Here is a 13,622-nt window from a genome sequence, read left to right as displayed (position 1 = left end):
ACGCCCGCAATCTCCGGCTAAATCCCGGTGGCATAAGCGCCCCCTGGCTCCCGGCACCGCGCGGCTGCTCGGGGGGGGGGGGTTGTGGGGGGGGGGGGGGGGGGGGGGGCCACCCCCCCCCGGCCCGGTACCGTGTCAGGGGTGGACGCCACCGAGGTCACCCGGCACATCCCGTTCTCCGCGACGTTCAACTTCCGTGACGTCGGCGGCTACGCCGGCCACGACGGGCGCACCGTGCGCCAGGGCCGGCTCTACCGTTCCGACTCGCTGCACCGGCTGGACGAGACCGACCGGGCGGCCTTCACCGCCCTCGGCGTCCGCACGGTGATCGACCTGCGCCGTCCGTACGAGGTGGAGCGTGACGGCCGCGTTCCCGACTGGGACGGCCTGACCTGGCGGCACATCCATCCCGAGCACGCCGAGTGGGGTGAGCGGCCGCACGAGCCCGGCACCAGCCTGGCCCGCTACCTCGCCGACCGCTACGCCGATCTCGCGCAGACCGGCACGGCCGGGCTGGCCGAGGCGGTCGGACTCATCGCCGACGCCACCAACGCCCCCGTCGTCGTGCACTGCGTGGCCGGCAAGGACCGCACCGGCATCGTCTGCGCGCTCACCCTCGCCGTGCTCGGCGTGGCCGACGACGAGATCGCCGAGGACTACGGGCTGACCAACGCGGCGTCGCAGCGGTTCAGCGCCTGGCTGGCGGCCACCGCGCCGGACGCCGCGGAAGTGCCGGCGCCGTTCCTCGCCTCGCCGCCCGAGGCGATGCGGCTCTTCCTCACCGAACTGCGCGCGGGACACGGGTCGGTCGAGGGCTACTTGCGCCACGCGGGGGTCACCGACGCCCAGCTCACCGCCCTGCGCGAGCACCTGCTCGATTAGCCCCGCCCGCACCGGCACCGGCTACGGCCCCCGCTCCCGCGAAGGGGGCAGGGGCCGTGGCCGATCGGTCTTTAGAGGACGCGCCGCACCCAACCGTGCGGGTCCGGGGCGTCGCCGCGCTGCAGGTCGACCAGCTGCTGGCGCAGCGCCATGGTGACCCGCCCGGGCTCGCCGCCGCCGATCAGGAACTCCCCGTCCGGGAAGCGGACCTCGCCGATCGGGGTGACGACCGCGGCGGTGCCGCAGGCGAAGACCTCGCGCAGCCGGCCACTGGCCGCGTCCGCCTGCCAGTCGGCGAAGGTGATCGGCTGCTCCACGACCCGGTGCCCGGCCTCGGCGGCGAGGGTGAGCACCGACTCGCGGGTGATGCCGGGCAGGATCGTGCCGGTCAGCGGCGGCGTCACCACGGTGTTGTCGTCGTAGACGAAGAAGACGTTCATGCCGCCCAGCTCGTCGACGAACCGACGCTCCACCGCGTCCAGGAAGACCACCTGGTCGCAGCCGTGCTCGATCGCCTCGGCCTGGGCGACCAGGGAGGCCGCGTAGTTGCCGCCGCACTTCGCCGCGCCGGTGCCACCGGGGGCGGCCCGGGTGTAGTCCGGAGAGACCCAGACCTTCACCGGCTTGACCCCGCCGGCGAAGTACGCCCCGACCGGCGACGCGATCGCCACGTAGAGGTATTCGTTGGCCGGGCGGACGCCGAGGAAGACCTCGCTGGCGAACATGAACGGTCGCAGGTAGAGGCTGCCGTCGGCGCCGGTCGGGATCCACTCCCGGTCGATCTCGATGAGCTGACGCAGCGAGTCGACGAACGCCTCCTGCGGCAGCGCCGGCATCGCCATCCGCTGCGCCGAGGTGGCGAACCGGGCGGCGTTGGCCTCGGGACGGAACATGGTGACCCCGCCGTCGGCGGTGCGGTACGCCTTGAGCCCCTCGAAGATCTCCTGCGCGTAGTGCAGCACGGCGGCCGCCGGGTCCATCGGGATCGGACCGCGCGCCTCGACCCGGGCGTCGTACCAACCCTTGCCGTCGGCGTAGCGGATGGTCACCATGTGATCGGTGAAGACCCGCCCGAACCCGGGGTTGGCCAGCAGGGCGGCCCGGTCCGCGGCGGATACCGGCGCGGGATTCGGACGGATCTCGAATTCGAGCTTGTCACCACCGCTCATCGCGCTGACCTCCCTGCCGGACAACGGCGTGCGGGACCGCACGCCGACTGCACTGATGCTCAGAAAACTTACCCCGAACGTTCGTTCAGCGGGTAGCGCCGCCCGGGCCGTGCGACGGCCCGAACGGGCGGCGCCCGAAGCGCCCGCCGCCGTCGCCGTCCGACAGACCACGACGGTCGTCCGGAACAGGAACGGACCCGCACGCCGAGCCGCGCTGCGGTTGCGCCCGGTGCGGGCCGCGCCGCCATCGAAGGCGCCGCCGGGCCGGGCGGCCGGAGCCGCGCCGGATTCAGGTCGCCGGAGCGCGGCCGCCGAGCCGGGACCGGCCGAGTATCCGCGTCGTGCCGGCGTCAGCCGGCCGCGTGACCGGCGAGCCGGTCGCCTACCTCCGCGGTGCGCACCGGTACGCCCGGTGCCCGGCCGGCCAGCTCGGTGGCGACCGCGGCGGTGACCCGGGCCGCGGCGTCGCCGTGCCCGAGCTGGTCGAGCAGGAGCGCGGCGGAGAGTACGGCGGCGACCGGGTCGGCCACACCCTGACCGGCGATGTCCGGCGCCGAGCCGTGCACCGGCTCGAACATCGAGGGGTAGCTGCCCTCCGGGTTGATGCAGCCGCTGGCCGCCAGCCCGATGCCGCCGGTCACCGCGGCCGCGATGTCGGTCAGGATGTCGCCGAAGAGGTTGTCGGTGACCACCACGTCGTAGCGCTGGGGCTGGGTGACCAGGAACATCGCCGCCGCGTCGACGTGCTGGTACTCGGTGCTCACGTCGGGGTGCTCGGCGGCGACCGCGTCGAAGGTGCGCGACCAGAGCGAGCCGGCGTGGGTCAACACGTTGGTCTTGTGTACGAGGGTGACCTTGCGCCGCTCACGGCGGCGGGCCCGGGCGAACGCGTCGCGGATCACCCGCTCCACCCCGTGCCGGGTGTTCAGGCTCTCCTCGGTGGCGATCTCCGCCGGGGTGTCCCGGTGCAGTGAGCCGCCGGCGCCGGCGTAGAGCCCCTCGGTGCCCTCGCGCACCACGACCAGGTCGACCTCGCCCGGTTTCACGCTGCCGAGCGGGCCGGCCACCCCGGGCCAGAGCCGTGACGGGCGGAGGTTGACGTACTGGTCGAAGGCGAACCGCAGCTTGAGCAGCAGGCCGCGCTCCAGCACGCCGGGCGGCACGGTCGGGTCGCCGACCGCGCCGAGCAGGATCGCGTCGTGCCCGGCCAGCTCGGCCAGCACGGAGTCGGGCAGCACCTCGCCGGTGCGGTGCCAGCGGGCGGCGCCGAGGTCGTACTCGGTGGCCTGCACGCCGGGGAGCACCGCGTCGAGAACCTTGCGGGCCTGCGCGACCACCTCGGGACCGATCCCGTCCCCGGCCACCACCGCGATCCGTGCCACGCTTGCGCTCCTCTGCTCGCCGTCCCGACCACGGTACGTCGACGTCCCGCACCCCGGTACGGATCGTCCACATCATGGGACTTCGACATGCACAGCACTCTCCCAGGCGGGACTCATGGTGCGGTCATCTTCGCTGCTTAGCCTGGTAGTCGAGCGGGTCACGGGGGCCCGTGCCGGTGGTCGCGAGGGCGTGACCGCCCATCGCGAGGGAGCGATTCGCCATGCGCATCGACGAGCAGCCGCGGACCCGGTGGCCCGACCTGTCCGCCTTCCGGCATCGCCGTCCGGATCTGCGGCTCGGCCCTCGTACCCCACGGTTCGACCGGGCCGGCACGGTGACCGGCGACCGGATCGCGGTGCAGCACACCGTACAGACCGCGACGGCCGACTACACGCTGCTGCTCAACGCGCCCGACTGGCTGGGCCGGCGGGCGGTCGGCGAGGCGCTGCGGGACGCGGTCGCCGAGCTGCGCGCGATCGACCTCACCTACGGCCCGACCCGCCCGGAGAGCCTGGTCTCCCGGCTGCGCCGCGGCGAGATCAGCCCCGCGTCCTACGCCCCGCTGGCCGACCTGGTGGACCGCTGCGCCGCCATGCGGGCGGCCACCGACGGCTGGTTCGACGCCTGGGCGGTGCCCGGCGGCTTCGACCCCGGCGGCCTGCTCGGCGGCTGGGCGGTGGAGCGGGCGGCCGCGCGGCTGCGCGCCAACGGCATCCACGACTACGCCGTGGTCACCGGCGCCGACCTGGTGGTACGCGGCCACGCGGCGCACGGCGGGCCATGGCGGGTGGCCGTGCACCACCCGACCGACCGTGACCAGGTGCCGCTGGTGCTTGAGATGACCACCGGCGCGGTCGGCACCTCGGGGGTGAGCGGGCGGCAGGGGCACGTGGTCGACCCGCACACCGGGGAGCCGGCAGATCAGTTGGTCGCCGCGACCGTGGTGGGCCCGGACCTCGCGGTGGCCGACGCCTACGCCACCGCGCTCTACGCCGCCGGCCCGAGCGGGCTCGCCTGGTTCCGGGGTGGCTCCGACTATCGGGCGCTCTTCGCCCACCGCCGCTGAAGAAACCGCCGGGGGCCGCGCGATCGGCCCCCACGCCCGCGGCAACGGCCGTGGGGGCCGGTCAGCGACGAGTGCGCGTGGCTCGCGCAATCGAGGGGTGCGGGCCGGTCGGGCCGAGGGTCGACCGCGCCACCCGAAGACGGGCCGACGTCCCGGACTCGGCCGATGACCGCACCGGTACGCTAGCGAATCGACGCAACTCGACGCAAGAGTCTCCACAGCGGACCGTCCCGGCAGGAGTGTGGCAACTCAGCGGCTGGCCTGCGGCGGGGCAGTTTCGACACGGTGAACGTTCAATGGCACGCTGTGCGCCGTGAGTTTCGATCTGAGCGTGTGGGCCCTGCCGGACGGGGCGACGCCTGAGGACGTGCGAGCAGCGGTGCAGCGGTGCCGGCAGGGGCAGCACGCCGACCGTCATCCCGACCCGCGCGTGGTGACGTTCTACCGGGCGATCACCGCCGCGTACCCCGACCGGCCGGCCAGGCCGGGCACCCCGTGGGAGGTCGCCCCGCTGCACGCGGCCAACGACCACATCGAGATGAACCTGTATCCGACCTGCGCGGATCAGGTGCTGCTCGACATCGAGCGGCTCGCCGGCGAGCACGGGCTGATGCTCTTCGACGCCCAGGACGGCTCGGTCTACCCGCCACCGGCCCGGCTGCCCGGCTGAGTACCGGGACCGGAAACGGCCCCGGTACGGCGAAGGGGCCCGGCGGATCGCCGGGCCCCCCGTCGTGCTGCCGTCAGGTCACTCGTCGCGCAGGTCCGCGGCGCTGGCCGCCGTCGCGCCGATCGAGTCGGCGGCGGAGGTGAGCAGGTCGGCGCCGAGCGCCTGGTCGACGGTGAGCGTCATCAGCGTCTCGCCGCCGGCCTCCCGACGGGCCACCTGCATGGCCGCGATGTTGATGCCGGCCTCACCGAGCAGCGTGCCGACGGTGCCGACCACACCGGGGCGGTCGGCGTAGCGGAGGAAGAGCAGGATGCCCTCCGCGCCGATCTCCACGTCGAAACCGTCCACCTCGGTCAGCTTGATGACGTCGCGCGCACCGCTGGTGGTCACCGTGCCGGAGACGCTGACCGTCCGCCCGTCGGGCAGGGCGCCGCGGACGGTGACCAGCGCGGGCTGGTCGACCGTGTCGGCCTGGGTCGCCAGGGTGACCTCGACGCCGCGCTCGGCGGCCAGGTGCGGCGCGTTGACGTAGGTGACCTGCTCCTCGACCACCGAGCTGAACAGGCCCTTGGTCGCGGCGAGCTTGAGCACCGACACGTCGTGGTTGACGATCTCGCCCCGCACCTCGACGGTCACGCTGGCGGCGACCCCGCCCGCCACGGCGGTGAACGCCCGGCCGAGCTTCTCGGCCAGCGGCAGCAGCGGCCGGACGTCCTCGGCGACGACGCCGCCGGCCTGCACGTTCACCGCGTCCGGCACGAACTCGCCCTGCAACGCCAGCTTCACGCTCTTGGCCACCGCCAGGCCGGCCTTGTCCTGCGCCTCGTTGGTGGAGGCGCCCAGGTGCGGGGTGGCCACCACGTTGTCGAAGGCGAACAGCGGCGAGGAGGTGCACGGCTCCTTGGCGTAGACGTCCACGCCGGCACCGGCGACCCGCCCCTCGGCGATCGCGTCGGCGAGGGCCTGCTCGTCGACGAGGCCGCCCCGGGCGGCGTTGACGATCCGGACGCCCGGCTTGACGACGGCCAGCTCCTTCTCGCCGATCAGGCCAACCGTCTCCGGCGTCTTCGGCAGGTGGATGGAGATGAAGTCACTCTCCCGCAGCAACTCCTCCAGACCCACCAGGCGGACGCCGAGCTGGGCCGCGCGGGCCGGCTGGATGTACGGGTCGTACGCGATGAGCCGGGTGCCGAAGGCCGCGATCCGCTGGGCGAAGAGCACGCCGATCCGGCCGAGGCCGACCACGCCGACGGTCTTGCCCTGGATCTCCACGCCGGTGTACTTGGACCGCTTCCACTCCCCCGCCTTCAGCGCGGCGCTCGCGGCGGCGGTGTTGCGGGCGACGGCGAGCAGCAGTGCGACGGCCTGCTCGGCGGCGGAGACGATGTTGGAGGTGGGGGCGTTGACGACCATGACGCCCCGTGCGGTGGCGGCCGGCACCTCGACGTTGTCCAGACCCACACCGGCGCGGGCGACCACCTTGAGCCGCGGCGCGGCGGCGATCGCCTCGGCGTCGATCTGAGTGGCACTGCGGACGATGACGGCGTCGGCCTCGGCGAGCGCGGAGAGCAGGGCCGGGCGGTCGGTGCCGTCGACGTGGCGGACGTCGAAGTCGTGCGCGAGCACCTCGATGGCGGCGGGAGCGAGTTCTTCGGCGATCAGTACGACAGGATTCATCGGTCCTCGTAGCTGTAGTCAGAGCGGTCGGCCGGGGCGGTCGGACGCCGCACTGCGCCCTGCGCCGATCCGGATCATGGCCGTCAGGTGCCGGCTACGCACCTAACGCGATCGTAGGGGGCGGGCTGGCCGAGGTGCCCCGGACCGCGGGGTGAGCGCCCTCACACACCGTGTCGGCCGCCGGCAACCCCCCGTTCACCGTCGCGTTGCGCCGATACCACCGTAGGCGGCACCGCCAGCGGAGGAGTCGGACGCGCCGCTCGCGTCCGCGTCGCCCTGCTCCGCCCGCCGGCCCGACTCGATCCACCCCGGTCCGGCCCGGCCCCGGCCGAGGCGTTGGTCACCCGGTCCCACCACGTGAGCATCCGACGCGGCTTAATGGCCCGGCGCACCGCCGCCGCCGGCGAGACGGCGGCGCGCTGCCGCCGGCGGGGCGGCCGGGCAGAACGGACGGCGGCCCCGGCCCGGCGCTGGGGAGAGCGCCGGGTCGGGGCCGCCGGTGGAGCGCTCGGTCGTACCCGACGACCGGACGCACCCGGGGAAGTGTCAGGCGGTCTCGGTGATCGGGCGGTCGACCCAGCTCATCATGCCGCGCAGCTTCCGGCCGGTCTCCTCGATCGGGTGCGCCGCGCCCTCGGCGCGCCACTTGGCGAAGTTCGGCCGGCCCGCGTCGTCCTCGGCGATCCACTCGCGGGCGAACTCGCCGGACTGGATCTCACCGAGGATCTTGCGCATCTCCTCCTTGACCCGGGCGTCGATCACGCGCGGGCCGCGGGAGAGGTCGCCGTACTCGGCGGTGTCGGAGACGCTGTAGCGCATCCGAGCGATCCCGCCCTCGTACATCAGGTCGACGATGAGCTTCAGCTCGTGCAGGCACTCGAAGTAGGCGACCTCGGGCGCGTAGCCGGCCTCGGTGAGCACCTCGAAGCCGGTCTGCACCAGCGCCGCCGCGCCGCCGCAGAGCACGGCCTGCTCACCGAAGAGGTCGGTCTCGGTCTCCTCGGTGAAGGTGGTCCGGATGGCGCCGGCCCGGGTGCCGCCGATGCCCTTGGCGTACGACAGGGCGAGCGCGAAGGCGTTGCCGGAGGCGTCCTGCTCGACCGCGACCAGGCAGGGCACGCCCTTGCCGTCGACGTACTGGCGGCGGACCAGGTGGCCCGGGCCCTTCGGGGCGATCATCGCGACGTCGATCTCGGCCGGCGGCTTGATCAGGTCGTAGCGGATGTTGAAGCCGTGGCCGAAGAGGAGCGCCTTGCCCGGGGCCAGGTTGGGCGCGATCGCCTCGGTGTAGAGGCTGCGCTGGGCGGTGTCCGGGGCGAGCACCATGATCACGTCGGCCTCGGCCGCCGCCTCGGCCGGCGTCACCACCCGCAGACCCTGCTCCTCGGCCTTCGGCCGGCTCTTCGAGCCCACCGGCAGGCCGATGACCACGTCGACACCGGAGTCGCGCAGCGACAGCGCGTGGGCGTGGCCCTGGCTGCCGTAGCCGATGACCGCGACCTTCTTGGCCTGGATCAGGCCCAGGTCGGCGTCGTCGTCGTAGTACACCTCAACGCTCATGAAACTTCCCTTTCGTACGACGGCCCGGACGGCCCGTCGTGGTCTGTGCGGTTGGGTCGACGGCGGCCCGCGCGGGCCGGCCGTCAGGTCAGGCGGCCCGTAGCGCGGGTCCCGCGGTGATCGAACGCGAGCCGCGCCCGATCGCCACCAGCCCGGACTGGACCATCTCCTTGATGCCGAAGGGTTCGAGGTCGCGCAGCAACGCGTCCAGCTTGTCCGGCGTGCCGGTGGCTTCGATGGTCAGCGTGTCCGGCGCCACGTCGACCACCCGGGCCCGGAACAGGCTCACCGTCTCCAGCACCTGGCTGCGGGCCGCCCGGTCGGCGCGGACCTTGACCAGCAGCAACTCCCGGGCCACCGAGACCTGCGGGTCCAGCTCGACGATCTTGAGCACGTTGACCAGCTTGTTGAGCTGCTTGGTGACCTGCTCCAGCGGAGAGGACTCGGCGTTGACCACGATGGTGATGCGGGAGACGTCCGGGTTCTCGGTCTCGCCGACGGCCAGGCTGTCGATGTTGAATCCGCGCCGGGAGAAGAGCCCGGAGACCCGGGCCAGGACACCTGGCTTGTTCTCCACCAGGACCGAAAGCGTGTGCACCGTCATGCCACGACCTCGCTTCGCTCACTCATGTCAGATGTCATCCTCGTCGAAGACCGGGCGGACGCCGCGGGCGAACATGATCTCGTCGTTGCTGGTGCCGGCGGCGACCATCGGCCACACCATGGCGTCCTTGCCGACCACGAAGTCGATGACCACCGGGGCGTCGTTGATCTCCATGGCGGCCGCGATGGTCTTGTCGACGTCGGCGGCGTTCTCGCAGCGCAGCCCGACGCAGCCGAGCGCCTCGGCGAGCTTCACGAAGTCCGGGATGCGGTGCTTGTGGGTGCCCAGCTCCGTGTTGGAGTAGCGCTCGTTGTAGAAGAGCGTCTGCCACTGCCGGACCATGCCGAGGTTGCCGTTGTTGATCACGGCGATCTTGACCGGGATGCCCTCCAGGGCGCAGGTGGCCAGCTCCTGGTTGGTCATCTGGAAGCAGCCGTCGCCGTCCACCGCCCAGACCACCGTGTCGGGCTTGCCGACCTTGGCGCCCATCGCCGCCGGCACGGCGTAGCCCATCGTGCCGAGACCGCCGGAGTTCAACCAGGTGTGCGGCTTCTCGTAGGAGATGAACTGGGAGGCCCACATCTGGTGCTGGCCCACCCCGGCCACGTAGATCGCGTCCGGGCCGGCGATCTCGCCCAGCCGCTTGATCACGTACTGCGGGGAGAGCGTGCCGTCGGCCGGCTCCTCGTAGCCCAGCGGGTAGCGGTTGCGCAGGTCATCGAGCTGGGTCCACCAGTCGGCGAGGTCGGCGGTGTGTCCGGCCGACTGCTCGGCGCCGACCGCGGCGATCAGCTCGTCGATGACGTGCCGGGCGTCGCCGACGATCGGCACGTCCGCGTGCCGGTTCTTGCCGATCTCGGCCGGGTCGATGTCGGCGTGCACCACCGCCGCGTCGGGGGCGAAGGACTCCAACTGGCCGGTCACCCGGTCGTCGAAGCGCGCGCCCAGCGCCACGATGAGGTCCGCCTTCTGCAGCCCGTAGACCGCGGAGACCGTGCCGTGCATGCCGGGCATGCCGAGGTGCTGCGGGTGCGAGTCGGGGAAGGCGCCCAACGCCATCAGCGTGGTGACCACCGGGATACCGGTCAGCTCGGCGAGCCGGCGCAGCCCCTCGGTGGCGCCGGCCTTGAGCACCCCGCCGCCGACGTAGAGCACCGGCCGGCGGGCCGTGGTCATCAGCCGGGCCGCCTCCCGGATCTGCTTGCCGTGCGGGTGCAGGGTCGGCCGGTAGCCGGGGAGATCCAGGGTCGGCGGCCAACTGAAGGTGGTCGACGCCTGGAGCACGTCCTTGGGGATGTCGACCAGCACCGGGCCGGGCCGCCCGGTGCTCGCCAGGTGGAACGCCTCGGCCAGCACCTGCGGGATCTCCTCGGCGTTCTGCACCAGGAAGTTGTGCTTGGTGATCGGCAGGGTGATGCCCTGGATGTCCGCCTCCTGGAAGGCGTCCGTGCCGATCGAGGGCCGGGCCACCTGGCCGGTGATCGCCACCATCGGCACCGAGTCCATGTAGGCGTCGGCGATCGGGGTGACCAGGTTCGTCGCGCCCGGGCCGGAGGTGGCGATGCAGACGCCGACCCGGCCGGTGGCCTGCGCGTAGCCGGTCGCCGCGTGCCCCGCGCCCTGCTCGTGGCGGACCAGGATGTGCCGGACGGAGGAGTCGTAGAGCGGGTCGTAGGCCGGCAGGATCGCACCGCCCGGGATGCCGAAGACGACCTCGACGCCGAGCGCCTCGAGGGACCGCACGAGCGAACCGGCCCCGGAGAGCTGAGCCGGCGCGGGTGTCCGTACCGCCGGGGCGGCCGGGGTGGCGGCGGCGCGGGCGGTGGGCTCGGCGTCGATCGCCGGCCCGGAGGCCGCGCGGGCCCGTCGGGCGGAGTGGGCGAGTGTCTCTGGCGTGGGTCTCGTCATGGCGGTTCAGGCCTTCGGCTGGAGTGGGTGCGGCTGGTGGAGCGGATGGGGACCCGGGCGGAGCCCGTCCCTGGGAGATCCGACGGCAATAAAAACGGCCCACGTGCAGATGCACGGGGCCAGCGCACTCTCGATGAGGGAGAGTGCGCTCAGATAAGTACTCGCAGCGACCGGTACGACGACATGGGCTCAAGCCTGACGTATCTCACGCGATGAGTCAACTGATCCCACATGTTGGTCAACGGATGTCGGCGCGTCGGCCCGCGACGCGCCCTCGGTGGCCGGTGTGAGCTGCCCGGACCCGGCGTGCGGGGAGCGCTGGGTGGGCAACGTGGTGGTCCGGATGGCGGGCGGTACGGCGCGGACGCCCGGTTGCGCCGGCCGGGCGCCGGGCGAGGTGGCCGCCGCCAGCATCGCCTCCAGGTGCTCGGCCGGTACGCCCCAACCGAAGAGCGCGCCCTGGCCGAACCGGCAGCCGGCGGCCACCACCGCGGCCAGCTCGGTGGGGGTGGTCACCCCCTCGGCGATGACCTCCAGACCGAGCTGGTGACCGAGGCGCATCACGATGTCGACCATCGGCGCGAACGCCGGGCCGTCGCGTCCCACCGGGCGGACCGGCTCGTGCTCGGCGACCAGGCTGTGGTCGATCTTCAGGATGTCGATCGGCAGCCGGCGCAGCTGACCCAGCGAGGAGTAGCCGGCGCCGAAGTCGTCCAACGCGATCCGGACCCCGGTCCGCCGCAGCGCGGTCAACCGCCGGATCAGCTCGTCGAGGTCGGTGGCGACGGCGTGCTCGGTCACCTCGAGCACCAGCCGCTGCGGCGGCACGTGGTGCGCGCGCAACGCGTCGGCGACCAGCACGACGTACTCCGGGGCGTGCAGTTCACGGGGAGAGACGTTCACCGAAACCCAGACGTCGTGCCCGTCGGCGAGCCAGCGGGAGAGCTGATAGCAGGCCTGGTGCAGCACCCAGGCGCCGAGCTTGGCGATCATCCCGCACTCCTCGGCGAGGGGGATGAACTCGTCCGGGCGGACGTTGCCCAGCTCCGGGTGGTGCCAGCGGAGCAGCGCCTCGGCGCCGACCGGGCGCACCGAGGGCAGCGAGGCGACCGGCTGGAAGGCCAGCCGCAGCTCGTCGCGCTCGATCGCGCCACGCAGCTCGTGCTCCAGCGTGGTGCGCCGGCGCAGCAACTGGTCGTACGCGGCGTCGTAGCGCTCGATCCGGTTCTTGCCGCGCTGCTTGGCGTAGCGCAGCGCCAGGTCCGCGTGGCGCTGCAACAGCTCCACGTCGGGTTCGCCGGCCCAGCCGGCCATCCCGATGCTCACCGACAGGAAGACCGGCCCGTCCACCTCGTCGTAGGTGCGGCCGAGCACCGCCAGCAGTCGCTCGGCCACCCGTTCGGCGTCGGTCGGGCGGCCGTGCATCAGCACCGCGAACTCGTCACCGCCGAGCCGGGCGGCCACGTCGCCGGGGCGCAGGTTGCTGCCCAGCCGCCGGCCCACCTCGGCCAGCACGGCGTCGCCCACGTCGTGCCCGCGCATGTCGTTGACGTTCTTGAAGCCGTCCAGGTCGAGGCCGAGCAGCACGCAGTCGGAGCCCGCCTCGGCGCAGCGGTGCAGTGCCCGCAGCAGCCCGCGCCGGTTGGCCAACCCGGTCAGCGCGTCGGTGTGCGCCAGCTCGCGGAAGTGCGCCTCGCGCTCGGCCAGCCGCCCGGCGTAGCCCCGCATGTCGCGCAGGGTGAGGGCCTGTCGGGCCACCAGGGCGAAGCCCTCGACCGTGCCGGCGAGGATGCCGAGCGCGCCGAACCGGCCGTCCTGGAGGAGGTGGTAGATCGCCGAGGCGGCCATGGCGAACATCGGCAGGATCGCGTAGTCGCCGTCGCGATTGATCAGATCCGGCTCGACCGGGCGCGGGCGATCGAGCCGACGGACCGAGAGCGCGGCGGCCAGCAGGCCGGCGGCGAGCAGCCCGGCACCGGTCAGCACCATCGCCAGACCGGCCTGGCAGAGCCCGGCGGCGACGCCGAGCCCGCCGCCGGTGACCGCGGCGATGCCGGCGGCGAGGGCGGCGAGCTGGCGGCGCGGCGCGGCGGCCCGGAAGACCACGATCGGCCCCAGCCCGACGGCCAGCGCCGCGCTGACCGTCGCGAGCAGGATCGGCGCGCAGGCCATCGGGGTGGCGTCGCCCAGCAGCCGGGTCGGCTCGGAGAGGAGCACCCAACCGACGAACCAGAGCGCGGCGGCCGCGGTCAACCCGTCGAGGGCGAGCCGTACGGTCGCCGCCGCGGTGGGCGCCACCCCGGGCAGCCGGAGCAGCCCGGCGAGGAGGACCAACCCGCTCGCCGCCGCGCCGACCGATACGACGGTCGCCCAGCCGGTGCGCTGCCCCTGCGCGTGCGCCCAGTGCGGGGCGGCGTCGAGCGTCGCGCCGAGCCCGGTCAGCAGGCTGGCCAGGGCCAGCCCGGCGCCCCCCGCGAGCAGCACGAGCGCCGGGCGGTGCCGGCCGGCGCGCCGCCGGGCGGCGACCACCAGCAGCGCGGTGGCCGAGGCGGCGACGAGCCAGCTCAGCGCCGCGACGGTGGCCGTGCCCGGGGCGACATGCACGCCCTCAACTCTGCCGGACGAGCGCCCGTGATGGGGGGTCGGGTGTGCATCTGTTGGGACACGGCGCCCACGCACGGCGGCGGCGCCCGCGGCGGTGCA

The 13,622-nt window shown here is 73.5% G+C and carries 10 protein-coding genes; 3 read left to right on the top strand and 7 right to left on the bottom strand.

Annotated features, from left to right (window positions below; translation table 11 throughout):
* Window positions 1-141: 141 nt before the first annotated feature.
* The gene (locus tag ACIBBA_RS08775) at window positions 142-882 is read left to right on the top strand and encodes a tyrosine-protein phosphatase (protein ID WP_396695164.1); all 741 of its coding nucleotides are present in this window, start codon (window positions 142-144) and stop codon (window positions 880-882) included.
* 71 nt (window positions 883-953) lie between these two features.
* Here ACIBBA_RS08775 and ACIBBA_RS08770 read toward each other — a convergent pair whose 3' ends face one another.
* Together ACIBBA_RS08770 and ACIBBA_RS08765 are read right to left on the bottom strand one after the other, a co-directional pair.
* Window positions 954-2,051, bottom strand: a complete 1,098-nt coding sequence (locus ACIBBA_RS08770) for a branched-chain amino acid aminotransferase (protein WP_350869538.1) — start codon at window positions 2,049-2,051, stop codon at window positions 954-956.
* A 350-nt stretch (window positions 2,052-2,401) separates the two neighbouring features.
* Window positions 2,402-3,433 (bottom strand): 3-isopropylmalate dehydrogenase, encoded by a 1,032-nt coding sequence (locus ACIBBA_RS08765; protein ID WP_350869536.1) that lies wholly within the window; start codon window positions 3,431-3,433, stop codon window positions 2,402-2,404.
* A gap of 221 nt (window positions 3,434-3,654) precedes the next feature.
* Between ACIBBA_RS08765 and ACIBBA_RS08760 the strand changes: the two genes are divergently transcribed.
* Together ACIBBA_RS08760 and ACIBBA_RS08755 are read left to right on the top strand one after the other, a co-directional pair.
* Window positions 3,655-4,500: an FAD:protein FMN transferase gene (locus ACIBBA_RS08760; protein WP_396695161.1), complete on the top strand. Its 846-nt coding sequence runs from the start codon at window positions 3,655-3,657 to the stop codon at window positions 4,498-4,500.
* Between the two features lie 313 nt (window positions 4,501-4,813).
* On the top strand, window positions 4,814-5,170 hold the full coding sequence (locus ACIBBA_RS08755; protein WP_357052615.1) for a hypothetical protein: 357 nt from the start codon (window positions 4,814-4,816) through the stop codon (window positions 5,168-5,170).
* Between the two features lie 78 nt (window positions 5,171-5,248).
* On the opposite strand, the gene serA is transcribed toward ACIBBA_RS08755, so the two are convergent.
* The 5 genes from serA to ACIBBA_RS08730 form a co-directional block, all read right to left on the bottom strand.
* A complete protein-coding gene (gene serA / locus ACIBBA_RS08750) occupies window positions 5,249-6,847 on the bottom strand; it encodes a phosphoglycerate dehydrogenase (protein ID WP_396695158.1) in 1,599 nt (532 codons plus the stop codon).
* Window positions 6,848-7,393: 546 nt separating this feature from the next.
* The gene (gene ilvC, locus ACIBBA_RS08745; RefSeq protein ID WP_357052608.1) at window positions 7,394-8,407 is read right to left on the bottom strand and encodes a ketol-acid reductoisomerase; all 1,014 of its coding nucleotides are present in this window, start codon (window positions 8,405-8,407) and stop codon (window positions 7,394-7,396) included.
* A gap of 88 nt (window positions 8,408-8,495) precedes the next feature.
* The gene (ilvN, locus tag ACIBBA_RS08740; protein ID WP_350869528.1) at window positions 8,496-9,011 is read right to left on the bottom strand and encodes an acetolactate synthase small subunit; all 516 of its coding nucleotides are present in this window, start codon (window positions 9,009-9,011) and stop codon (window positions 8,496-8,498) included.
* Window positions 9,012-9,038: 27 nt separating this feature from the next.
* Window positions 9,039-10,919, bottom strand: coding sequence for an acetolactate synthase large subunit (locus ACIBBA_RS08735; protein ID WP_396695155.1), 1,881 nt, complete (start codon window positions 10,917-10,919; stop codon window positions 9,039-9,041).
* Window positions 10,920-11,108: 189 nt separating this feature from the next.
* Window positions 11,109-13,523 carry a putative bifunctional diguanylate cyclase/phosphodiesterase gene (locus ACIBBA_RS08730; RefSeq protein ID WP_396695153.1) on the bottom strand — a complete coding sequence of 805 codons (2,415 nt, stop codon included), beginning with the start codon at window positions 13,521-13,523 and terminating at the stop codon, window positions 11,109-11,111.
* Window positions 13,524-13,622: the final 99 nt, after the last annotated feature.

It is taken from the genome of Micromonospora sp. NPDC051006 (genome assembly GCF_044456245.1).
In the GTDB taxonomy this organism is placed as follows: domain Bacteria; phylum Actinomycetota; class Actinomycetes; order Mycobacteriales; family Micromonosporaceae; genus Micromonospora.
This window is presented reverse-complemented; position numbering and strand designations above follow the sequence as displayed.

Bases quoted from the DNA above. Each gene is read 5' to 3' on its own strand.
- ACIBBA_RS08770 (WP_350869538.1), bottom strand. From the start codon at position 2,051: ATGAGCGGTGGTGACAAGCTCGAATTCGAGATCCGTCCGAATCCCGCG.
- ACIBBA_RS08760 (WP_396695161.1), top strand. From the start codon at position 3,655: ATGCGCATCGACGAGCAGCCGCGGACCCGGTGGCCCGACCTGTCCGCC.
- serA (WP_396695158.1), bottom strand. From the start codon at position 6,847: ATGAATCCTGTCGTACTGATCGCCGAAGAACTCGCTCCCGCCGCCATC.
- ilvC (WP_357052608.1), bottom strand. From the start codon at position 8,407: ATGAGCGTTGAGGTGTACTACGACGACGACGCCGACCTGGGCCTGATC.
- ilvN (WP_350869528.1), bottom strand. From the start codon at position 9,011: ATGACGGTGCACACGCTTTCGGTCCTGGTGGAGAACAAGCCAGGTGTC.
- ACIBBA_RS08735 (WP_396695155.1), bottom strand. From the start codon at position 10,919: ATGACGAGACCCACGCCAGAGACACTCGCCCACTCCGCCCGACGGGCC.